This window comes from Nocardiopsis terrae, from assembly GCF_014651695.1.
Classification (GTDB): domain Bacteria; phylum Actinomycetota; class Actinomycetes; order Streptosporangiales; family Streptosporangiaceae; genus Nocardiopsis; species Nocardiopsis terrae.
Window position 1 is genome coordinate 56325 of the sequence record NZ_BMXJ01000009.1, and the last position, 21197, is coordinate 77521.

Below are 21197 nucleotides of genomic sequence, written 5' to 3' on the forward strand. Positions count from 1 at the left end.
AGCCGGGACCAGAGGTCGAAGGAACGGTTTCGATGGTGCTGCTGGACCGGTTGGTGACGATCCTCGGCACGTACGGCACCCGGCTGGTGGGCCCGCGCCCCACCGCGGACACGGTGCTGCGCGGTGTGGCAGTGCACGATCCCGCCGCACCGGAGCCGGAGGAGGCCGACGTCCTCCTGGCCGTGGGCGTCCAGGACCCGCTCCTGGCGGTCGAGCTCGCCGAGCGCTCCCGAGCCCTGGCCGTCGTGGTGCGGACCGCACGGGAGGACGCGGCCGACCCGCACGGGGAGGCCGCCGACCGGGCCCGGTCGGGCGGGATCGCACTCCTGGTCGTGGACCCGGCGGTGTCCTGGGGCCAGGCCGCCGGCGTGGTGTACGGGCTGGTGCTGGAGGGCGGTGAGACCGAGGCCGGGAGGGGCCCTGCGGACCTGCCCGCGCTGGCGGACACGATCGCCGCCCGGGTCGGCGGGCCGGTCACCATCGAGGACCCGGGCCTGCGCGTGCTGGCCTACTCGGACCGCCAGACCGAGGCCGACCGGGCCCGGTGGGACACCATCCTGGGCCGCAGGGTCCCCGAGGCGGTCCAGCACCACCTCGAACGCACAGGGGTCGTCGCGCACCTGGCCTCGTCCGCGGAGCCGGTGTTCCTGCCGCCCGAACCGGCCCTGGGGCTGGGCGGGCGCACCGCGGCGGCCGTGCGGGTCGGAAGGGAGTTCCTGGGGTCGGTCTGGGCCGCGTGCGAGGGCCCGCTGGACGAGGAGCGCTCGGTGTCGCTGGCCGAGGGCGCCCGCACCGTCGCCCTGCACCTGCTGCGCACCAGGGTCAGCGCGGACCTGGAGCGTCAGGTGGAGTCCGACCTGGTGAGCCGCCTGCTGGAGGGGGCGATGGATCCGACCGAGGCCGCCGGGCGCCTGGGGCTGGCCGCGACACAGCACCGGGTGGTCGCCCTCCAGGCCCACACACCCGACGAACGGCACTCCGCCACCCTGATGACCTTCGAGCGGGCCACCACCGGGTTCGGCTGGTCGCGTCCGGGACGGAGCACCGTGTTCGGCAGTACCGTCTACACGGTGTTGCCCTGCGGGGCCGATCCCGCCCCGGCCCGGGAGTGGGTGGCGCAGACCACCCGGTCCCTGCCCGGGCACGTGGTGGTCAACGCGGGGATCGGCGCCCCCGCGGACCTGGCCGGGCTCTCGGCGAGCCGCAGGGAGGCCGACGAGAGCCTCACCCTGCACGCCTCCCGGCCGGGGAGGGCCGCGGTGGCCTACGACGAGTCCTGGGACGAGGTGCTGGTCCACCGCCTGCGAATGGCCTCAGCGTCCGGTCGGCGCCCGGCCGACGGCCCCGTGGCCGAACTCACACGCCACGACGCCGCGCACGGCACGCACCACACGCGGACGCTGCACGCCTGGCTCCGGGCCCAGGGCGACCCGAACAGGGCCGCGGAGGAGCTGGGCGTGCACCCCAACACGGTCCGGCACCGGATGCGGAGGATGGCCGAGGTCACCCCGCTCGGCCTGGACCGGCCCAGGATGCGGCTGGCCCTGGCCATCGCGCTGGAGGCCAACGCACCCGGTGAGGAAGGCCCCTGAGAGCATCCGGGGGCGCCTCGACCGGAAGGCGCCCCCTCTAACCGTGTTTGACGACGATGGTCTCCACCGTGTTGGCGACGTGCTCGAAGGCGTCGGCGGCGGTCTCCAGCTCCTCGATGACGTCCTTGAGTTTGAGTACGGTCAGCGCCTCGTACTCCCCGCTGAACAGCTTGGCGAGGAGTTTGCGGTAGATCCGGTCGGCCTGGTTCTCCAGCTGGTTGATCTCGATCCAGTAACGGGTGAGGTCCTTCATGGACCGGAGTCTGGGCATGGCCTCCGCGGTGAGCTCGGCGGCCCGTTCGAGCACCTCGATCTGGTCGATGATGCCCTTGGGGAGCCGTTCCAGCCCGTACAGGCCGATGAGGTCGACGGCGGCCTCCATGGAGTCCATGACGTCGTCCAGGTTGGAGGCGAGTCGGTAGATGTCCTCGCGGTGCAGCGGGGGTGCGGAGCTCTTGTTGAGCCGACGCATGATCGCGTGGGTGGCGTCGTCACCGGCGTGCTCGCAGGCACGCATCTTCTCGGTGATGGCCTCCCGATCGGCCCCGTCACTCATCAGTTCCACCAGCAGGCGGGCCCCGATGACCAGGTTGTTCGCCGAGTCGGTGAACATCTCGTAGTAGCTGTCATCACGCGGGCGCAAGCGCAGGCGCACGTCGTTCTCCCGATGGTGCGGTGGTCTTCCTTGGTGGATGTTAAGGGCGCTGACCAGCTGCTTCAGCGCGACAGCGTGGGCTTCCCACGCGCCGGCCCCGTACTGGGGGAGGCGGGTCCGGGTGCGGTCACCCCTCGTTCATCTGTCTGTGTCGACGCGTGGAACCCCGCGGGGCGCGGGTTCCCTCGCAATCCTCCCAATCTCGGACGACACCGGGACGGTTCGGGACGCTACCGTGTCCTGCTCCCGCTGGCCAGCGGGGCGCTGAGACAGGAATCACCCAATCGAGCGGAGACCGGTGGACAGCCGCACCGGAATACCCCGATGTCCACCTTCGGGCCATTCCTTCGCAATGACAAGTATCCCCGGTGTTCATCCTTCCGATCATCCGGGCCAGCGGTTCCCGACCTCGGCGGACCTGCGCAGGGCCCTTCGCCCGGTCTAGGATCTGCGCATGCCTTCCGCTCTGACCCCGGGCGCCGTGCGGCGCCTGCGCGCCGCGTTGGACGAACAGCTCTCCGCCCTGGGCGAACCCGCCTTCGAGGGCGCCGACGAGGAGGCGGTGGCCGCGGCCGTGCGGGCGGCCCTGCACACCGAGGAACCGCCGCGGCCGCTGCTGAAGGCCGCGGTCCGGTGCAGCCTCGCCGTCCTGGCCGACCGGGTCCCGGGGCACAGCCTGGAGGTGCGCGTGCCCCCGTACGGGGCGGTCCAGGTGATCGAGGGGCCCAGGCACACGCGCGGCACCCCGCCCGGGGTCGTCGAGACCGACCCGCTCACCTGGCTGCGGTTGGCCGGGGGCCGGACCGACTGGGAGAGCGCGGTCGGGGGGCACCGCGTGCGGGCGAGCGGGGTGCGCTCCGACCTGTCCGAGCACCTTCCGCTGTGGCCGGGCGAGCCGCCGGTGTGAGCCCGGTGCGGTGACCTCCGACCCCGGTTGGCACCCCGCCTTCGGCCAGCGGCTAAGCTGTGGCTGTGTCGTACTCCGACGGCCGGCTCTCCATGGACCTCGATCCGCTCGAACGCGGCCCGCAGGACGCCTGCGGCGTTTTCGGGGTCTGGGCACCCGGCGAAGAAGTCAGCAAGCTCACCTACTTCGGCCTCTACGCGCTCCAGCACCGCGGCCAGGAATCCGCGGGCATCGCCACAAGCGATGGGGAGCGGATCGTCGTCTACAAGGACATGGGACTGGTCTCCCAGGTCTTCAACGAGGCGACGCTCGACTCCCTGGGAGGCCACCTCGCGATCGGCCACTGCCGTTACTCCACCACCGGTTCACCGGTGTGGGAGAACGCCCAGCCGACCTTCTACACCGCGCGTGAGGGGGGGTTGGCGCTCGGCCACAACGGCAACCTGATCAACACACCAGAACTGGCCGCGCTGCTGCCCGACCAACGGCGCGGCGCCACGACCGACACCGAGGTCCTCACCAACCTCCTCGCGGCCAGGGCCAAGGACGGCCAGGCCCTCGAGGACGCGGCCATGGAACTCCTCCCCAAGGTGCAGGGTGCGTTCTCCCTGGTCTTCATGGACGAGAACACCCTCTACGCCGCGCGCGACCCGCAGGGCATCCGCCCGTTCGTGCTCGGCCGCCTCGGGGAGACCTCCGGCGCCGGCGGCTGGGTGGTCGCCAGTGAGACCGCGGCCCTGGACATCGTGGGCGCCAAGGTCGTCCGCGAGATCGAGCCGGGCGAACTCCTGGTGATCGACGGCGACGGCGTCCGTTCCCGCAGTTTCGCCCCGGCCCGCCGCAAGGGCTGCCTGTTCGAGTACGTCTACCTGGCGCGCCCGGACACCACGATGAACGGGCGCAACGTGAACTCCACCCGGGTGGAGGTCGGTCGTCGCCTGGCCAGGGAGCACCCGGTCGAGGCGGACCTGGTGATCCCGGTTCCCGAGTCCGGCACCCCCGCCGCGGTGGGTTACGCCGAGGCGAGCGGGATCCCCTTCGCCCAGGGCCTGGTGAAGAACTCCTACGTGGGCCGCACGTTCATCCAGCCCAGCCAGACCCTGCGCCAGCTGGGTATCCGGCTCAAGCTGAACCCGCTGCGCGAGGTCATCGAGGGCCGCCGCCTGGTGGTCGTGGACGACTCGATCGTGCGCGGCAACACCCAGCGCGCCCTGGTCCGGATGCTCCGCGACGCGGGCGCCGCCGAGGTGCACGTGCGGATCTCCAGCCCGCCGGTGCTGTGGCCCTGCTACTACGGCATCGACTTCGCCACCCGTGCCGAGCTCATCGCCGCGAACCTGTCGGTGGACGAGATCGCCGAGTCGGTGAACGCGGACTCGCTGGCCTACGTGGACCTGGACGAGCTCGTGGCCGCCTCGGAGCAGCCCAAGGACCAGCTGTGCCGCGCCTGCTTCGACGGGGTGTACCCGTTGGAGGTGGACACCGACTCCCAGGGCAAGTACCTGCTGGAGAAGGCCTGCGGCACCCCTGAGGGCTCCACTCTGGCGACCAGCCCCAAGTGAGACCACGCGGCGGACCGATCCGGTCCGCCGCGCCCGGAAGCGCCTTCCGGATCCTCCGGCGTGCCCTGGAACAGGGCCGCGGACACCCGTACACCACCGAACACGAGGAGAACTCGCGTGGCAGCCGACAGCACAGGGACGACGGGCGCGTACGCGGCTGCGGGCGTCGACATCGCCGCCGGTGAGCGCGCCGTCGACCTGATGAAGCGTCACGTCGCGCGCACCCGCCGGCCCGAGCAGGTCACCGACGCCAGCGGCTTCGCCGGCCTGTTCCGCCTGGACACGGCCAAGTACAGGGACCCGGTCCTGGCCACCTCCACCGACGGGGTGGGCACCAAAGTCATGCTCGCCCAGCAGATGGACAAGCACGACACCATCGGTATCGACCTGGTCGGGATGGTCGTCGACGACCTGGTCGTCAGCGGTGCCGAGCCCCTCTTCATGACCGACTACATCGCGACCGGCGCCGTGGTGCCCGAGCGCGTGGCGGAGATCGTCGGCGGTATCGCGGAGGGCTGCCACCAGGCGGGGTGCGCGCTGATCGGGGGCGAGACCGCCGAGCACCCCGGAGCGATGGACCCCGAGGAGTACGACCTGGCGGGGGCCGGCACCGGTGTGGTCGAGGGTGACGCGATCCTGGGCCCGGACCGGGTGCGCGAGGGCGACGCGGTGATCGCGATGGCCTCCTCCGGCCCGCACTCCAACGGTTACTCGCTGGTCCGGCACATCGTGGACGAGGCCGACCTGGACCTGTACTCACAGGTCCCGGAGCTGGGCGGGGTCCTCGGCGAGGTGCTGCTGACCCCGACCCGCGTCTACGCCAAGGACTGCGTGGCCCTGACCGCGGCCGTCGAGGTGCACGCCTACTCGCACGTCACCGGGGGCGGCCTCGCCGCGAACCTGTCCCGGTCGCTGCCGGAGGGCCTGGACGCCGAACTGGACCGCTCCACCTGGGCTCCGCTGCCGGTCTTCGGCTACCTGGCCGAGAAGGGCGGGGTCGGCCGGGAGGACATGGAGGCCACGTTCAACATGGGCGTGGGCATGGTGGCGGTCGTCGCCGCGGACGACGCGGAGCGCGCCCTGGGCGTGCTCGCCGACCGCGGTGTGCAGGCCTGGCGCCTCGGCGTGGTGAAGAACGGTTCCGGCCGGGCCGTGCTGAACGGCGAGTACCGGAACGCGTGAGGCAGGGACGCGAACATAGCCGGTGCGAACCACCACAGTGGTTCGCACCGGCTATATCCACCTGTCCGCGACGGTCTCCGGTTGGAAGACCGTGGCCGCTACAGGTCAGCGGTTGTTATCCGAGCGACCTGAAAGACTCGGCCGAATCCGACGCCTACTTGTCGGACTCCGAGTACTTGTCGGCAAGATCCGCGTAACGGTCGACCAGGTCGTCCTGAGGTTCCGTGTAGGGATCGTCCGGACCCAACGGCCCGGAGGGAGACCCCTCGTCCTCAGCGACACCCAGCTCCGACCGCAGCCGATCAAGGTCGGTCCCACCGGAGCTGTACTTGAGCTTCCGTGCGACCTTCTGCTGCTTGGCCTTGGCTCGGCCGCGCCCCATTGGCTCGACCCCCTCAACGATTGGGTTCCGACGAACCCCAGATCACTTACTAACCCGCACTACCAGGCTGACGGCCGTCAAACGCGACTGACGACAGGCGTCAGCTTACGTACACATACAACCGTACCTGGTCGGACCCCGCCGTGCCTACGCCACCCGGGTGTGACGGATGTGGCGTGCACACGAAACCCTTCCCGGCCTGGGGCTTCTCACGGTGAGTGCCAGACGGAACGATCTGTGCCACGATGCGATCGTGCTGCCCTACACCGCCTATCTCCGCGTCTACCAGCCGGTCACGGCCTTCTCGCCCCGTGACCGCCGGTACTGGGAAGGGTACGCGGAGTCCGCAGACCGCCCCAGGCGTGTCAACGCCCTCGCCGCCGAGCACACCGAGAGCCTGGGCAGACTCATCACCACACCGCCGGTGGTCGCCCCCGTCGAGGAGAGCGGGCACGCCTACCTGCGCCGGGTGAACGAGCGGCTGTACGTGTGCCCGTGGCAGACCCGGCTGCGTTCCTGGCGCGCCTTCGACGAGTTCACCGGCTCCGCGCCGCGGCCCCTGGCCGAAGCGTGCGTACCGGCCCGGGAGGCCGAGCGGGCCGAGGCCGGCTACCGGCAGTGGCGCGAGTCCGGAGCCCGGGCCCAGCCGGGGATCCTGTCCAGCAACTGGACGGTCCCGGTCCCCTGGTTCGTCCCCTTCGAGCCCCAGGAGCGCTGTCTCGTCCTGTCGGCCGGGAACACCAGGACCCTGCTGTACCTGACCAGGACCGCGCTGGCGACGCGGCGCCTGGAGCACACGGCGGCGGTACTGCGCGAGCGCGTCGGGGAGCACGCGGTGTCCTCCTCGACCGAGGAGCTCCTGGACTGGCTGTCCACGACCGCCCACCCCGACTCCCTCCTCGAGCTGGACTACGGGGGGCTGCCCCACCTGCTGAGCGACGACCACCTGAGCGAGGACCACTCGGTGGCCGAGGTCGCCGAGGCCGTCGAGGCCCTCGCGAAGGGGGACGGAGCCCGCGTGACGGAACTCCGCAGGAGGATCACCCGGCGCTGGAGGTCGGTGCGCGCCCTTGACCGCACCAACTGACGGTCACGGGCTCCCCTCGGTTTCGCGGGCACCCGGACCCTGAATGTCGTCATCCGAGCGCCGGCGCGGGTTCGCGCCACGCCGTGGGACAACCTGGTACACCAGGTTTCTCGGCCGGAAGCGCCCCTCTTTGCGCACGTGGCAGCGGTGCGGACGGCTGACCGGCCGAGGTGCGACATCAAGCATCGTGAAACTGGGCATAACGCCCGATAGGGATCGACATAGACTGTAGCCAGACGGTCACTGAGTGCACTCTGCGTAATCGTGAAACCCCCGCCACGCCGAGGATCCGCGTGGCCCGACCCACCAGCCGAAGCAAACCGGCGCCCGGCGCGCCACCCCGCCCCGCCCCTCTCCAGACAGCAGCCGACCAGGGCTTGCGCAACCTTCCCCCGGCCTTGACCCTCGATTTTCGGTCAGTCTGCCGTAGCACTTCAGGCTCTCCGGATCGAGAAAAACGAGGCCCGAGAACGAAGTTTTGACCGAATACGCCACATGCCACTAAACGTGTCGCTAGAATCACTTAGCGTGACGCGGCCACGGGCGGCTTTCAATGGCCTCCCACGTGCAAAGTTGCTTGGAGTGGTCGCGCAATCACCTCGGGTGGTGCCAATATGGACCTAGTGGAAATATTGGACATCCGGGCCAAGTGCCAGGAATAAGGCTCAAGGATCGGCACACAGATCCAGGAGGAGAGGCCGTACACATGTCAACTCGCACGCCCGAGGCGGAGCCCCTGTTGACCCCCGCTGAGGTTGCCACCATGTTCCGCGTTGACCCCAAGACCGTGACACGCTGGGCGAAGGCGGGAAAGCTGACCTCGATCCGCACCTTGGGCGGCCACCGCCGCTACCGCGAGACCGAGGTCCGCGCCCTGCTGGCCGGAATCCCCAGCCAGCGTACGGAGTGATCTCCCCGGTCTGTGCCGATTCCGGGGGGAACGGCTGGACGAACTCCGGCTGCTGAAGAGAATTCCAGGGCGGGCCACCCCGACAGGGTGGCCCGCCCTCCCTCACCGCCTCCCGGCCCGCCCGTAGCCGCCGCCCGATCGGCCCCGCCCCGGAAGGGGACCGGAACCCTCATCGGGGCAGGCGGTGCCACGGGCCCCGGAGCGATCCGGTCGCGGATCAGTCCTCGATCCGGTCGTCCATGGCGGTGGTGCGCTTGCGGGCCAGGAACGTGGCGGCGGCACCGCCGCCGACCGCGACCACCGCGGCGGCGACCAGTGCGGCGAGCGAACCCCCGGCCGTGGCCAGCCGTTTACTCGGGGCCGTGACCTCCTCCTGTCCCTCATCCGGCCCATCCGTCCCCGGAGGCGTGGCCGAACCGTGGGTGGAGCCGACCGCCCGGGTGTCGGCGAAGTCCACGACGAAACCGTTCTCCAGTTCGGGGTCACCCACCTGGACCCAGACGGTGAGCGAGGACTGGACCCCCTTGCCGTCCCAGGCGTCCTCCTCGTCATCGAAGACGTCCTCGTTGGCCAGGAAGCGAACGCTGACGGGCACCTCGGTCAGGGTCCCGCCCTCCTCGTCGAGGACCTCCAGGGTCTCCTCGGACAGGTGGTCACCGTCGAAGTCCGCCACGGGCTCACCGAAGGCGGTCAACTCTCCGTGTTCGAGGCTCGCCTCGGTCTCCCCGCCGTAGGCCGCGGCGGAGCTGGCCCGCACGTCCGTGAGGGTGAACTCGACCGCGTTGCCGTCAGCGGAGACGGGTTCGGAGTCCTCCTCCCCGAGGATGACGACGTCCTCCTCGGGTGCGTCGGTGGGCCCCCGGGTGGGGATCTGCGGGGGTGTCCGCGGGAGCGGCTCCTCCGCCTGCTGGGACTCCCGTTCCGGTTCCCGCTCCCAGGGGGTGCGTTCAGCCGGGCCGTCCTGCGGACCGCTCCCCCGCGGCTCCTCCTCGGGTGCCCCGGCGGGCGGCTCACCGAGCTCGCCGGCCAGATCGATCATGCCCAGATCGATCAGGTCGTTGACGCCGAGCCGGACCACCGCCTGTTCGACCACCGCCTCGGACAGCGCCCCCCTGGCATTGACCAGGGTGCGGCTCTCCCCCTCGACCTGTGCGTACTCGGCCAGAGGGCCCAGGAGCCGCTCCGCTCCCGCGTCGTCCTCCGTCTCCCCGCCGACGCTGACGGCGGTGGAGTAACCCGCGACGAGGTCGCCGTCGGCGGCCCAGGCCTGGGCGTTGGCCCAGAGCAACCGGGTCGCCCCGGCCGGAACCGCGGAGGCGACACCCAGCGCGCCGAGCGCGAGGAAGAGGGTGCCGCCCGCGACGAGGCGGCGGGCGGACGAATCGGCGGGAGTCACCACAACACTCCTGTTGTATCTGGGGGATGCCCGGCCCTGGGGCCGCTCCCGTGCCGCTGAAGCGGCGGGCCGGGAGCTTCTGGCCGACCTGGCTGGCCGGGCGCGGTGTTCCGGACGGGTGGGCTCGGTGCCCCGCCGGCCGGTCGAGATGCTGATCGCTGTGGAGTTGCGTGCACAAGGCGTTCCACACGGTGAGCCTAACGCGTTGATCACAAAACGGAAACCGCCCCGGTGACGACCAAACGGTGGCCCCGAGGTGCTGGTCACCTGTCGGTGAACCGCCTGGAACTGGGGAAACACCGAGGGCCCCGAGGTGGGCGGATCCATGGGGACCTCGGTGCGTTCACCCGGCCGTCAGCCGATCACGGTGTCGGGGCGTGACCGAACGGACCGGCTGGCTCCCGTTGGTCTCCACCCGTCGGTGGCACTGTCCTCTTCACGCCCGCCCGGGGGGCCGGACGGTCCCGGTCACACGATCCACCGCCGGAGAACCCGGCGGGGAGATCTAGGAACACGGACCACGGACAGGGATGGCCGCCAACGCAGGACATGCCCGGGCGCACACCGTGCCGAAGGCCCCGAAGCGCCCTTTGCCCGCTCCTGGGCTTCCGCCATGCGCCCTCCGTCCCGGTCTGTGCGGGTACGTCGGAGTCACGGGCACCGGCTAGGTTGTGGTCATGCCCGTCTCCGCACCACCGGGGCGCCGGAGCCGCGCCGCACGCGCCCTGGCCCTGCTCTCGTTCGCCGCGCTCTGGACCACGGCATGCTCGGCCCCGGCCGGAGGCACCCCCGGAGCCGACCCCACCGCGGCACCGCCGCTACCCGGCCCCGAGGACGGAGCGAACGGTCCCGGCGCCGAGAACGGCGGCGCCCCCGAAGAAGGCGGCGCTCCGGCCGAGGACGGGTCCACCCCGCCCGGCGACGGCCCGCTCGGCGACCGTGTCGTGGTCATCGACCCCGGCCACAACGGTGGCAACGCCTCCGCCCCGAGCGAGATCAACACCCAGGTGTCCGTGGGCAACGGAGAGAAGGCCTGTGACACCGTCGGAGCCCAGAGCGTGAACGGTTACCCCGAACACGAGTTCAACTGGGAGCTGTCCCTGCTCGTCCAGGAACGCCTGGAGGCCGACGGCGCCACGGTGATCCTCACCCGCGAGGACAACGGGAGCGTGGGCCCCTGCATCGACGAGCGCGCGGAGATCGGCAACGAGAACGAGGCGGACGCCGCCCTGTCCATCCACGCCGACGGCGGACCGGAGTCGGGGCGGGGCTTCCACGTCATCACTCCCGGGGAGGTGCCCGGTCTCACCGAGGAGATCGTGGAGCCCTCCGCGCTCCTGGCCGAGGACATCCGCCGCGAGTACCTCGAGGGCAGCGACGTCCCCTACGCCGACTACCTCGCGGAGGAAGGACTGGACGAGCGCACCGACCTGGGCGGGCTGAACCTCTCCACCGTGCCGAAGGTGTTCCTGGAGGCCGGGAACATGCGCAACGCCGAGGACGCCGAACTCCTGGAGGACCCGGAGTGGCGTGAGCACGCCGCGGACGCCATCGCCCGCGGTCTGGCCACCTACCTCATGCGCGAGTAGGGGCGGGCCTCCGAACGCACGGAGAGGGCCCCGGATCCGCACGCCTGAGCGGCGGCCCCGGGGCCCTCTGTCACGACAACCGTCCGTGCGGGCGGTTCGGAGGCGCTACTAGTCCTCGTTGGTCTCGGCGACCTCGTCGTTCTTCTTCCTGCGACGCGCCAGGTAGGCGGCGGCGCCACCGCCGGCGGCGATCGCCGCGCCGGCCGCGATCAGACCGGCGACCGGCGAACCGGTCTGGGCGAGGGGCTGGGCGTCCTTGGGGTCCGTCTTCGGGAGCGTGTCCTCGTCGCGCTCCTTCTGCGGCGGGTTCTTGTCGTCACCCTCGTCGCCGTCGCCGTTGCCGTCGTCACCGGTGCCGTCGTCACCGTCGTCACCGTTGTCGACCGCGCCGGTGGTGATGCCCGCGGCGCTCTCGGCGAGGGGGTATCCGGCAACGAACTCGTCGTCGACCAGGAAGTTCATGTACAGGTTGGTGTACGCGTCGTTCCAGTGGAAGCCGGCGTCCTCGGTCTGCACGACGCCCTGGTTCACGGAGGGCTGGATGTTCAGCACCAGCTCCTCACCGTCGTCACCCGAGAACACGGTGGGCTCCGGCTTGAAGGTCCCCTCGTCAGCGTGGTGGCTGACCTCGCCGTCCCAGCTCTGGGTGGTGGTGACGGTGATCCCGGTGATGGTCCCCTCGAGGATGACGGTCTCGCTGCCGTCGACCAGCTCGGAGTTCTCCTCGTCGAGCTCGATGACCTCGGCGGAGTCCGAAGGCGCCCCGGTGGGCTCCTCGGTGGGGGCCTGGGAGGGCTCCTCGGCGGGCTCCTCGGTCGGGTCCTCGGCGGGCTCCTCCGACGGGTCGCCGGAGCCCTCACCGCCCTCGGGGTCTGTGCCCTCGTCGGTGCCGTCCTCGGAGTCGCCGCCCTCGTTGTCCTCAGGGGTCTCGTCCTCGTCGAGGTCGTCGCCCTCGGGGTCCTCGTCGGAGTCGTCGTCCTCGTCGGAGTCCTCGTCCTCGGGGTCGAGGATGTCCTCGACGTTCTCGGCGGTGACGGAGACCTTGGCCGAGTCGATGACGGTGGTGGCGGTGGCGCCGTCGGCGTTCACCGTGGCGGTGGTGGTGCCCTCGACGACCAGCCAGTCACCGATGGTGGTGGAGAACGGGTTGGAAACCGTCTGCTCCTGGGTGATGTAGGTCTCCGAGGAGCCCTGGCCGCCGATGGCGGAGGCGTAGGCCCAGCCATAGGTGTCGGCGTGGGCGGGCATCGCGGTGGCCAGGCTGAGAGCGCCCAGCGCGGCGAAGGCGGCACCGCCCTGGAGGACGCGGCGCGCCGTGATTCGGGGAGCGTTCTTCAAGTCATCCTCGTTTGGGTCGTCCGAGCCCGTATGTGTCTGGGCCGGGCCTGGCCGCACTTTCCACCACCGGAACAACAAGGGTGGGGATTCTCGGAGCGTGGAGCACGGACCAGGGTCGTATGGGGGACGGTCGGGGCACACAGAAGCCCATGACCTGCAAAAATAGAAAGCTCGCGCGGTTTCGGCCCGCAGAGGGCAAGGGCCGGAAGAACCGGCCTGACTGCTTTCCATTCGCCAGAACGAGAGTACATGCCAACAAATGTCGAACTATCGGACTTTCGATATCAAAAAGATCACGATGGACATGCGAATGCCCTGAGTAACGACACCCAATAAAATGGGTGAATCTTTTGGATTCCGGTAAACCCCAATAGGACTCAGGCGTCTTACAGGGAATGCGTCCCGCCCGAGTGGCCCCTCGGGCGAACGACAAGCCTGTCCGCACCCGGCCAGAACCAACGGTACTTGTGGCGTACGCCACTCACCGTCGGCATAATGCCGTCCATGAGTTCCCCCGCCCCTCCCCTCGTCACGGCACCACACGGGAACGGCCGCCCCCGGATCCCCGCCGCCTGGGACGCCACCGGCGCCGGGTCCGCCGCCGAGCCACACGCGGACCTGTGACAGCGCCCCCCGAGAACCCCGTGAACTGCACAATGGGGACCATGCCTCTGACACCGGCGGACATCCGCAACAAGAAGTTCCACACGGTGCGCCTGCGCCCGGGCTACAACGAGGAGGACGTGGACGCACTCCTCGACCGGATCGAGGCGACCCTGGTGGCACTGGAGGGCGGACCGCGCAAGGGCCCGCTGCTCACCGCGGACGAGATCCGCAACTCCCGCTTCCGCACCACCCGGATGAGCCCCGGATACCGCGAGGACGAGGTGGACGACTTCCTCGACCTCGTCGTGGCCGACCTCGCCGGGCGCGGTCTGGGCCAGCCCGCCCCGCCCCCGCCTCTGCCGCCGCACCCCGGGCAGACCGGCCCCGCACAACCCGGCCGGGTGCACCAGGGGCCGCAACAGCCGGACCTGCCGCCGGCCGGTCCACCGTCGCCCGGGCCGCGGATGGCCCCCCAGGACATCCGCGAGCAGCGCTTCGCCACCACCCGGTTGACCACCGGCTACAACGAGCAGGAGGTCGACGAGTTCCTGGACCGCGCCGAGTACACGCTGGACGTCCTCCAACAGGGACGGCCGGAGCGGGCCACCCTCACCTCCGAGGAGGTGGAGCGGGTCCAGTTCGCCACCACCCGGGCGCGACCCGGGTACGACCCGGCCCAGGTCGACCGGTTCCTGGACGTGCTCGCCGAGGAGTTGCGCCACTACGAGCGTTCCTGACACCGGACACGCCGCCTCCGCCACCCCGCACAAAGGAAAGCGGAAAGTAATATTTGGGCACAGGGAGTAATCATCCTGAGTCAGGGGCGTTCTGAGGGGGAGCAGCATGCCACACGCGACGCCAGGGTCCTCTCGAGCCTGTGCGGCCCACGGGGTCCCTGGCTGCACCGCCTCCCCCGGGCGGCTGACCGCGCACCGGCCCTCCCCGCACGGGCCAACGCGGGACCTGTGCGCGCTGGACACCGACGAGGAGATCGTTCCGGCGTCCGCGCACCCCTGGGAGAAACCTCTGTTCGTGCTGTGCGCGACGGTGTCCCTGGCGCTCACCGCGGTTCTGCTGAGGCTGGTGTGGTCCTTCTCGGGGTCGGTGCCGTGGACCGCGCTGTCACTGACCGCGGTGCCCCTGGCGTGCTGGTCGGTACGCGGTATGCGCTACGCACGCGAGTGCGCGGAGTCGGTCCGGATCTCACCGACCCAGTTCCCCGAGGCACACCGGATGGTGGTGTCCCTGGCGACGGACATGGGGCTGGCCCGGCCCCCGGAGGCGTACGTGCGGGTCGGTCCGGTCTCCACCCGCACCGACGCCGCCGCGCACGGACTCCGTCGCTACCTGGTGCTGCCCGACGCCCTGTTCGACGGGAACGGCCGACTGCACGACCCGGACGCCCTGGCGTTCCTCATCGCCCACCAGGTGGGCCATGTGGCCGCCGGACACACCGGGTACTGGCGCCGGCTGGCCACCGTCGGCGCCGACCTGGTCCCGGGCCTGGGCTCCGCGCTGTCCCGCGCCGCGGAGTACACGGCCGACAACCACGCCCACGCACACCTGCCCGAGGGGGTGCACGCGGTACACCTGTTCGCCGGGGGCCCGAACCTGTACACGCGGGTGAACATGGGCGAGATGGCCGCCCGGGCGCGTACCGACCGGGGGTGCTCGCTGCTGCTCTACCACCTGCTCTCGCGGCGCCCGAGCAACACCAGGCGGATGGCCGCGCTGCGCGACCGCACCCGCCGCGGCCGGGTGTTCCTGTAGTTCCGCCCCGGAACGCGGGCGGACCTGCGCACCTGCCCGCAACCCCGTGGGGACACGAACCGCGCCGGCCTCCGAAGGACTTGACTCTGTCGAACGTGTGTTCGATATGCTGTTCGAGTGAGTCTCCTGAACGAACAGATCGACGTCCGTTCCACCGACCGTGGCAACCCCGCCCAGTTCACCTGGCGCGGCCACACCTTCCGGGTGCGCAGGATCATCGGCGACTGGCCGGCCCGCCCCGAGGCCCCGGGCGTCCCGGCCACACAGATTCACCTGCTCCGCGTCTCGGCCGAGTCGGAGTCGGGCGTTCCCAGCATCATCGACATCACCCGGGACGTCGCCTCGGACCGCTGGACCATGCGGCGCCAGTGGAACTAGGCACGGAGCCGGCATCGCGGCCCGGGCGGCACGGTGCCGAACGCCCGCTGGGCAGCTGCCCAGCGGGCGTTCCGCGTCAGTCCGTCAGCGTGCCCGTGGCCCGGCACGAAGGAACACCCGGGGCACAGATCGGCCAACCCTCGGTGATCTTGCTACCAGGGGCAACTTCGGCGCCGAAATCGCCCCTGGTAGCAAGATCACCGTGGAAAGAAGGGGCCGGGGCGGGCAGCAGAGAACCCGGGCGACAGGGGCGGGGGGCGCAGAGAGGCGCAGGGACGGCACCCGGAAGCGGAGGTCAGCGCTCGTAGTGGGGCTCGCCCCCGGGCTCACGGGCGCAGCGGATGCGTTCGAGAATCCGGTCGGCCATCCGCGGCAACCGGTCCGGGGCGAACCAGCCCACGTCGAGGCTCTCGTCGCCGTCGACCCTGAGCTCACCGCCCACGGGGCGGCAGCGGAAGGCGAGATCGAGGAACTGCACCTGATCGCCGTTGGGGTAGGTGTGCGGTTCCTGGCCGATCACGGTGGCGAGGCGCTCCACCTCCACCAGCACCCCGGTCTCCTCCCGCACCTCACGGACCACCGCCCGGGCGGGCTGCTCCCCGGGTTCGAGGATGCCGCCCGGGGTGGCCCAGCGACCGTCGTCGGAGCGCCGGTGCAGCAGCACCCGGCCGCCCCCGTCGAGAACCACGGCGGTCACACCCACCAGGGGGAGGAGGTCGTGGCCGACGTGCCGGCGCAGCTTCCGGAGGAACTCGGGAACGGGCATGCCACCGACCCTAACGCCGGACCGGTCAGCCGCGCCGGCGGCGGAGCTCGGCGTACTCGTCGGCGAGGATCGACATCAGGACCGCGTCGTGCCACTCGCCGTCCCAGCGCAGGTGTTGGCGCCACACGCCCTCCCGGACGAAGCCGGACCTGGCGTAGGACCTCTCCGCGTTGGTGTTGAAGGCGAACACCTCCAGTGCCACCCGGTGCAGCCCCGCGGTCTCGAAGGCATACTCCAGGACCAGGTCGGTGGCCTCGGTGCCGTAGCCCCTGCCGGTGTGCTCCATGGAGCTGAGCGCGACCCGGTAGTGCGCCTCGGCGTTGTCCGGGTCCAGGTCGATGAGTGCGCAGTCACCGACGGCCGCACCGCCCCGCTGTTCCCGGACCACCCAGTCGGCCCGGTCATGCCGCTGCTCCCAGGCCGCGAACACCCTGAGCAGCTGTTCGGCGGTGAACTCCCGGTGGGTGCCGGTGAGCCTGCGCACCTGCGGGTCCATGTCCACCATCCCCGGGATCACCTCGCCCGCGTTGGCAACGCCCAGCGGCTCCAACCGCACCCGGTCACCCACGAGGACGGGCTGGTCGCGGAACACGTCTGGAGGCACCATGATGGGAATCCAACCAGCGCCCCCACACACGGGCAACGGGTTTTCCGCGGCAGTCGGCGGCAGGGGGTACGGGGTGGTGGCCGGTACGGGAACGGTGAGCTTCCAGACCGTCCGGGAGAGCAACCTGCGCACCGTGCTGCGCACCGTCCGCGAACACGCCCCGTGCTCCCGCGCCGCCGTCGCCGCCGCCACCGGGCTGAACAAGACCACCGTTTCCAGCCTGGTCTCCGACCTGATGACCCGCGGCCTGGTGCGGGAGACCGGTGAGACCTCCCAGCGGCGGGTGGGCCGCCCCGGGGTCCTGCTGGCCCCGGACGAGCGTTCGGTCGCCGCGATCGGCCTGGAGGTCAACGTCGACTTCCTGTCGGTGGTGGCCGTGGACCTGCTCCACCGGGAACTGGTGCACCGGCACGTGCCGCTGGACGCCCGCTCGGCGGGCGCCCGGGCCTGCGCCCACCGGATCGCGGACACGCTCCGGGAGGTCACCGAGGCGCCGGAGCTGCGCGAGCGCACCGTGGTCGGGGTGAGTGTGGCGGTCCCCGGGCTGATCGACGCCCCCTCCGGAACGGTGCGGCGCGCCCCCAACCTGGGCTGGCGGGAGGTTCCGCTCCGCGAGCTCCTGCTCTCCGGCCTGGCCGGATCCGCCCTGGCCGGGGCGACCGTCCTGGTCGACAACGACGCCAACCTCGGCGCCATGGCCGAGTACCGCTTCGGCCCCCTCGCCGGGCTGCCCGACCTGGTGTACGTGACCGGTGAGGTGGGGATCGGCGCGGGCGTGCTGGTCGGCGGCGAGCTGCTGCGCGGAGCTGGCGGGTTCGCGGGGGAGATCGGGCATCTGGAACTGGACGCCGACGGCCCCGAGTGCTCGTGCGGCCGCAGGGGCTGCCTGGAGGCGCTGGCCGGAATCGGGGCGATCCTGCGCGCCGCCCTGCCCGACCTGGTTCCGGGACGCCCGCTGTCCGGCGCGGAGGTCGCCGAACTGGTCGCGGTCGCGGTGGACCGCGCCTCGGCCGGTGAGCCCACGGCCGTCGCCGCGCTGGAGCGGGCCGGGACGTGGCTGGGCCGCGGGGTGGCGACCCTGGTGAACGTGGTCAACCCGGGCGCCGTGGTGCTGGGCGGCTACTTCGTGCCGATGGCGCGGTGGCTGGTCCCCCGCTGTCGCGAGGCCGCACGGGCCGGGTCCTTCGCCCCGGAGGCGGGCGGCTGCCGGGTGGAGCCCTCGGACCTGGGGATGAGCGCCGCCTCCCGGGGCGGTGCGGCCGTGATGATCCACGGTCTGGAATCGGGCACCCTGCCGCTGCCGCAGCCTTAGAGCTCATCGCATTCGGTAAGTCTGCGGAAGCACATCAACGTGCAGGCGATGCCGGCGGTGCTCGGCCGGTAGCAACGATGGAGTCGACGGCATCCAGCCGGCCAGGCCATGGTCCGCTCGACCTGCCAGCGGTGTCGCCCCAACCGTTGGGAGGATTCCACGCCTCTCGTCCGCCCCCGCCGAGGCGCTGCCCGGCGCGCCAGGTGTGTCGGGCTTGCCCGGTACAGATGCCCTACCTGGAGAGGGTGCTGTCCGGCCCAAGCCCCGGGCCGGGCCCCTCATCCAGTCCTGGGGGTGAGGACCCGGCCAGGTTCCCGGACCGGGGGCGGGGCAGGAGCAGGGGCCGGGCCCCGGACAGTCGCCGCCCGGGGAAACCTAGTTCCTGTCGCGTTTCCCGGCCCGCTTGGCGCTGACGACAGCGAACACGATCAGCAGCACACCGACCGCGTGTACCCCGACGAAACCCACCACTTCGAGAGCAGTGACCTGATTTCCGCCCGGGATCAGGTCCCCTTTTTCACGGTGATCTTGCTACCAGGGGCAACTTCGGCGCCGAAATCGCCCCTGGTAGCAAGATCACCGGGGTTGGGGCGGTTTCGGAAGCAGCGGACACCCTGCTGGACCGGTTTCGGGCACCGCGAACCTGGGACCGCCCCCTCAGCGTCCGCCCGCACCCCGCCCCCCGCTGCCGGTCCTCCGAAGCCGTCAGACCCCGGGAAGGGGCTCGGCCCCTGACCGCCCCGACCACACACCCCCCGTTTCCTGACAGCCGCCGATCCGCCGTCGTGGCGAAGCGGGTCAGGGTGGAGCGCCCGGAGCGAAGCAAGGACGGCCACCATCACGCGGCCGGAAACGGGGACGCCCCCACACCTGTCGGACCCCCAGGCCAGCGACAAAACCCGGACCCCAGGTGCCAACCACGCCGAAACAACATCAGAGCGACTGCGTAGAGGTCGCCGACCTGCCCGTCGTGGCCGCCATCCGCGACACCCGGAGCAGGAACCTCGGGCACCTGGTGTTCCCCTCCTCCGAGTGGTCGGCGCTCCTGGAGACCATCCGCAGGCAATCCGGCATCTGAGAAGGCCCTGTTCAGAAGACCAGGGCCTTCCGCACGCCCACCCGAAACCCCTCCCGCTCCGCCGCGTCCGTTGACAATTAGTTGTGTCTCTAGACAAACTAATCGGGTCCGGCACCGTCCACGGACCCACCCTCCAGGAGCGCGTATGACCGACTACCGGCCCACCCCCGAGGACCGCTTCACCTTCGGCCTGTGGACCGTGGGCTGGCGAGGCGTCAACACCTTCGGCGACCCCGTCCGCCCCCCTCTCGATCCGGTCGACGCGGTCCGCCGCCTCGCCGACCTCGGCGCGTACGGCGTCACCTTCCACGACGACGACCTCGTCCCGCCCGGCAGTTCGCCCTCCGAACGCGACAGGATCCTCCAGCGCTTCCGCGGCGTGCTGGACGAGACCGGTATGGCGGTGCCGATGGTCACCACCAACCTGTTCACCCACCCCGTCTTCCGCGACGGCGGCTTCACCTCCAACAGCCGCGACGTGCGCCGGTACGCCCTGCGCAAGGTCATCCGCAACATCGACCTCGCGGTCTCCCTCGGGGCGAGGACCTACGTGTGCTGGGGCGGCCAGGACGGCGCCGAGACCGAGGCGGGCAAGGACGACCACGCCGCCCTGGACCGGCTGCGCGAAGCCTTCGACCTGCTGTGCTCCTACGTCCTGGAGCAGGGCTACGACCTGCGCTTCGCGATCGAGCCCAAACCCAACGAGCCGCGCGGCGACGTACTGCTGCCCACCGTCGGCCACGCCCTGGCCTTCATCAACGAGCTCGAGCACCCCGAGATGGTGGGCGTCAACCCGGAGGTCGGGCACGAGCAGATGGCCGGGCTCAACTTCGCGCACGGCGTCGCCCAGGCCCTGTGGGCGGGCAAGCTCTTCCACATCGACCTCAACGGCCAGCGCGGCGTCAAGTACGACCAGGACCTGCGCTTCGGCGCCGGTGACGTCAAGGAGGCGTTCTTCCTGGTCGACCTGTTGGAGCGGTCCGGCTACGAGGGCCCCCGGCACTTCGACTTCAAACCGCCCCGGACCGAGGACATGTCCGGGGTCTGGGAGTCCGCGGCGGGCTGCATGCGCAACTACCTGATCCTCCGGGACAGGGCCGCCGCCTTCCGGGCCGACCCCGCGGTGGCCACCGCCCTGGCCGAGGCCCGGGTCCCCGAGCTGGCCGAACCCACCCTCTCCCCGGGCGAGAGCGTCGCGGACCTGCTCAGGGAGGAACTGGACCTGGAAACGGCCGGCCGGCGGGGTTACCACTTCGAGCGGCTGGACCAGCTCGCCCTGGAGCACCTGCTCGGCACCCGCTGATCCCGGGCCCCTTCCGGTCCCCCGCCCCGGGCCGCATGCCGGTGCGCCCGGGGCGGGGCCTCCGCGTCCGGGAGGCGCGCCGGCCTCCCGGGGTGCCGGGGCGGCGGTCAGTCCTTCTGTCGCCGGGCGTCGTAGAGCTTGGCGAAGTCACGGGCGCGCTGGCGGTAGCGCTTGGCCCACGGGCCGAGGAGGAGCGGGTACGACAGGAAGACCAGCGTGATGCCCGCCTGGAACCAGAAGTCGAGGCCCGGCCCCGAGAGCCGGTAGGTCAGGGCGGTGAGGGAGCCGAAGAGCAGGGCCGCGACCAGGCCCAGGACGTTGATGGTCCGCGGTGAGTTGATCTTGATCTCGGCCTGGGCCGCTACCACGCGCGCGATCCGGTTGACGTCCTCGTCCCCGTGGAGTCCGCCCCGGCGCAGCTGGCGCTTGGCCTCCAGGAGGTGCCCCGGTTCGGTGTCCGGGGGCAGGGTCCACGCGCCCAGCGTGCGGCGGATGAACCACGGCATGAGCAGGACCATGAGGACGCCCATGACCACCACGGGGACCGCGGCCCCGACGAGGACCGGCATGAGGACCGACCAGTCGTCGAACAGGATCACGGAGAGCACCAGCGGCGGGAGCACGGCCAGGGAGAGGAGGACGAGGAGGGCCCTGACGGCGTAGGGACGCGGGTTGTTCTGCGCGTAGACCTGCATCCGACCGAACAGGGCCCTGGGATGTCGGTGAGCGGACCGGGGGTGTGTCGTTTGCTCGTTCATGTCCGCCCTCTACCCGGGT

General features: G+C 71.1%; 20 protein-coding genes and 1 pseudogene. 13 read left to right on the forward strand and 8 right to left on the reverse strand.

Translation table 11 applies throughout. From position 1 onward, the window contains the following. The first annotated feature begins 32 nt into the window (after positions 1-32). Positions 33-1592 carry a PucR family transcriptional regulator gene (locus tag IE195_RS23555; RefSeq protein WP_191275375.1) on the forward strand — a complete coding sequence of 520 codons (1560 nt, stop codon included), beginning with the start codon at positions 33-35 and terminating at the stop codon, positions 1590-1592. Positions 1593-1629: 37 nt separating this feature from the next. On the opposite strand, the gene IE195_RS23560 is transcribed toward IE195_RS23555, so the two are convergent. After that, positions 1630-2247 carry a DUF47 domain-containing protein gene (locus tag IE195_RS23560; RefSeq protein ID WP_191275377.1) on the reverse strand — a complete coding sequence of 206 codons (618 nt, stop codon included), beginning with the start codon at positions 2245-2247 and terminating at the stop codon, positions 1630-1632. Positions 2248-2701: 454 nt separating this feature from the next. Here IE195_RS23560 and IE195_RS23565 point away from each other — a divergent pair, with 454 nt between their 5' ends. The 3 genes from IE195_RS23565 (at position 2702) to purM (ending at position 5898) form a co-directional block, all read left to right on the forward strand. Then, entirely contained in the window at positions 2702-3154 is a 453-nt protein-coding gene (locus tag IE195_RS23565) for a sterol carrier family protein (protein ID WP_191275379.1), read from the forward strand. 65 nt (positions 3155-3219) lie between these two features. Continuing rightward, complete coding sequence (purF, locus tag IE195_RS23570; protein WP_191275381.1) at positions 3220-4716, forward strand: amidophosphoribosyltransferase; 1497 nt, start codon at positions 3220-3222, stop codon at positions 4714-4716. A gap of 117 nt (positions 4717-4833) precedes the next feature. Then, the gene (gene purM, locus IE195_RS23575; RefSeq protein WP_191275383.1) at positions 4834-5898 is read left to right on the forward strand and encodes a phosphoribosylformylglycinamidine cyclo-ligase; all 1065 of its coding nucleotides are present in this window, start codon (positions 4834-4836) and stop codon (positions 5896-5898) included. 154 nt (positions 5899-6052) lie between these two features. Here purM and IE195_RS23580 read toward each other — a convergent pair whose 3' ends face one another. Further along, positions 6053-6280: a DUF3073 domain-containing protein gene (locus IE195_RS23580; protein WP_191275385.1), complete on the reverse strand. Its 228-nt coding sequence runs from the start codon at positions 6278-6280 to the stop codon at positions 6053-6055. A gap of 253 nt (positions 6281-6533) precedes the next feature. Between IE195_RS23580 and IE195_RS23585 the strand changes: the two genes are divergently transcribed. Together IE195_RS23585 and bldC are read left to right on the forward strand one after the other, a co-directional pair. Then, positions 6534-7367: a DUF8083 family protein gene (locus IE195_RS23585; RefSeq protein ID WP_191275387.1), complete on the forward strand. Its 834-nt coding sequence runs from the start codon at positions 6534-6536 to the stop codon at positions 7365-7367. 706 nt (positions 7368-8073) lie between these two features. Beyond that, the gene (gene bldC / locus IE195_RS23590; protein WP_013155387.1) at positions 8074-8277 is read left to right on the forward strand and encodes a developmental transcriptional regulator BldC; all 204 of its coding nucleotides are present in this window, start codon (positions 8074-8076) and stop codon (positions 8275-8277) included. A gap of 217 nt (positions 8278-8494) precedes the next feature. Here the strand turns inward: bldC and IE195_RS23595 are convergent, their stop codons facing one another. Next, complete coding sequence (locus tag IE195_RS23595; protein WP_308428457.1) at positions 8495-9673, reverse strand: hypothetical protein; 1179 nt, start codon at positions 9671-9673, stop codon at positions 8495-8497. Positions 9674-10350: 677 nt separating this feature from the next. Here IE195_RS23595 and IE195_RS23600 point away from each other — a divergent pair. Beyond that, complete coding sequence (locus IE195_RS23600) at positions 10351-11262, forward strand: N-acetylmuramoyl-L-alanine amidase (RefSeq protein ID WP_191275391.1); 912 nt, start codon at positions 10351-10353, stop codon at positions 11260-11262. A gap of 108 nt (positions 11263-11370) precedes the next feature. Here IE195_RS23600 and IE195_RS23605 read toward each other — a convergent pair whose 3' ends face one another. Beyond that, positions 11371-12600 carry an LPXTG cell wall anchor domain-containing protein gene (locus IE195_RS23605; RefSeq protein WP_225942302.1) on the reverse strand — a complete coding sequence of 410 codons (1230 nt, stop codon included), beginning with the start codon at positions 12598-12600 and terminating at the stop codon, positions 11371-11373. 656 nt (positions 12601-13256) lie between these two features. Here IE195_RS23605 and IE195_RS23610 point away from each other — a divergent pair. The 3 genes from IE195_RS23610 (at position 13257) to IE195_RS23620 (ending at position 15354) form a co-directional block, all read left to right on the forward strand. Then, positions 13257-13943: a DivIVA domain-containing protein gene (locus IE195_RS23610; protein ID WP_191275393.1), complete on the forward strand. Its 687-nt coding sequence runs from the start codon at positions 13257-13259 to the stop codon at positions 13941-13943. Positions 13944-14049: 106 nt separating this feature from the next. After that, on the forward strand, positions 14050-14976 hold the full coding sequence (locus IE195_RS23615; RefSeq protein ID WP_191275395.1) for a M48 family metallopeptidase: 927 nt from the start codon (positions 14050-14052) through the stop codon (positions 14974-14976). 117 nt (positions 14977-15093) lie between these two features. Next, positions 15094-15354 carry a DUF6504 family protein gene (locus IE195_RS23620; RefSeq protein WP_191275397.1) on the forward strand — a complete coding sequence of 87 codons (261 nt, stop codon included), beginning with the start codon at positions 15094-15096 and terminating at the stop codon, positions 15352-15354. A 295-nt stretch (positions 15355-15649) separates the two neighbouring features. Here the strand turns inward: IE195_RS23620 and IE195_RS23625 are convergent, their stop codons facing one another. Continuing rightward, positions 15650-16120, reverse strand: coding sequence for an NUDIX hydrolase (locus IE195_RS23625; RefSeq protein ID WP_191275399.1), 471 nt, complete (start codon positions 16118-16120; stop codon positions 15650-15652). Between the two features lie 25 nt (positions 16121-16145). Beyond that, entirely contained in the window at positions 16146-16727 is a 582-nt protein-coding gene (locus IE195_RS23630) for a GNAT family N-acetyltransferase (protein ID WP_191275401.1), read from the reverse strand. Positions 16728-16800: 73 nt separating this feature from the next. Between IE195_RS23630 and IE195_RS23635 the strand changes: the two genes are divergently transcribed. Then, a complete protein-coding gene (locus IE195_RS23635; protein WP_191275403.1) occupies positions 16801-18039 on the forward strand; it encodes an ROK family transcriptional regulator in 1239 nt (412 codons plus the stop codon). Here the strand turns inward: IE195_RS23635 and IE195_RS23640 are convergent. Then, a pseudogene (locus tag IE195_RS23640) lies at positions 18036-18239 on the reverse strand (IS5/IS1182 family transposase); the annotation flags it as partial. The gene IE195_RS23635 and the pseudogene IE195_RS23640 overlap by 4 nt on opposite strands. Positions 18240-18949: 710 nt before the next feature. On the opposite strand from IE195_RS23640, the gene IE195_RS23645 reads away from it, so the two are divergent. Continuing rightward, the gene (locus IE195_RS23645; protein WP_191275405.1) at positions 18950-19117 is read left to right on the forward strand and encodes a DUF397 domain-containing protein; all 168 of its coding nucleotides are present in this window, start codon (positions 18950-18952) and stop codon (positions 19115-19117) included. 145 nt (positions 19118-19262) lie between these two features. Beyond that, positions 19263-20420, forward strand: a complete 1158-nt coding sequence (gene xylA / locus IE195_RS23650; RefSeq protein WP_191275407.1) for a xylose isomerase — start codon at positions 19263-19265, stop codon at positions 20418-20420. Positions 20421-20527: 107 nt separating this feature from the next. On the opposite strand, the gene IE195_RS23655 is transcribed toward xylA, so the two are convergent. Continuing rightward, positions 20528-21178, reverse strand: coding sequence for a hypothetical protein (locus tag IE195_RS23655; RefSeq protein WP_191275409.1), 651 nt, complete (start codon positions 21176-21178; stop codon positions 20528-20530). Between the last annotated feature and the right edge of the window lie 19 nt (positions 21179-21197).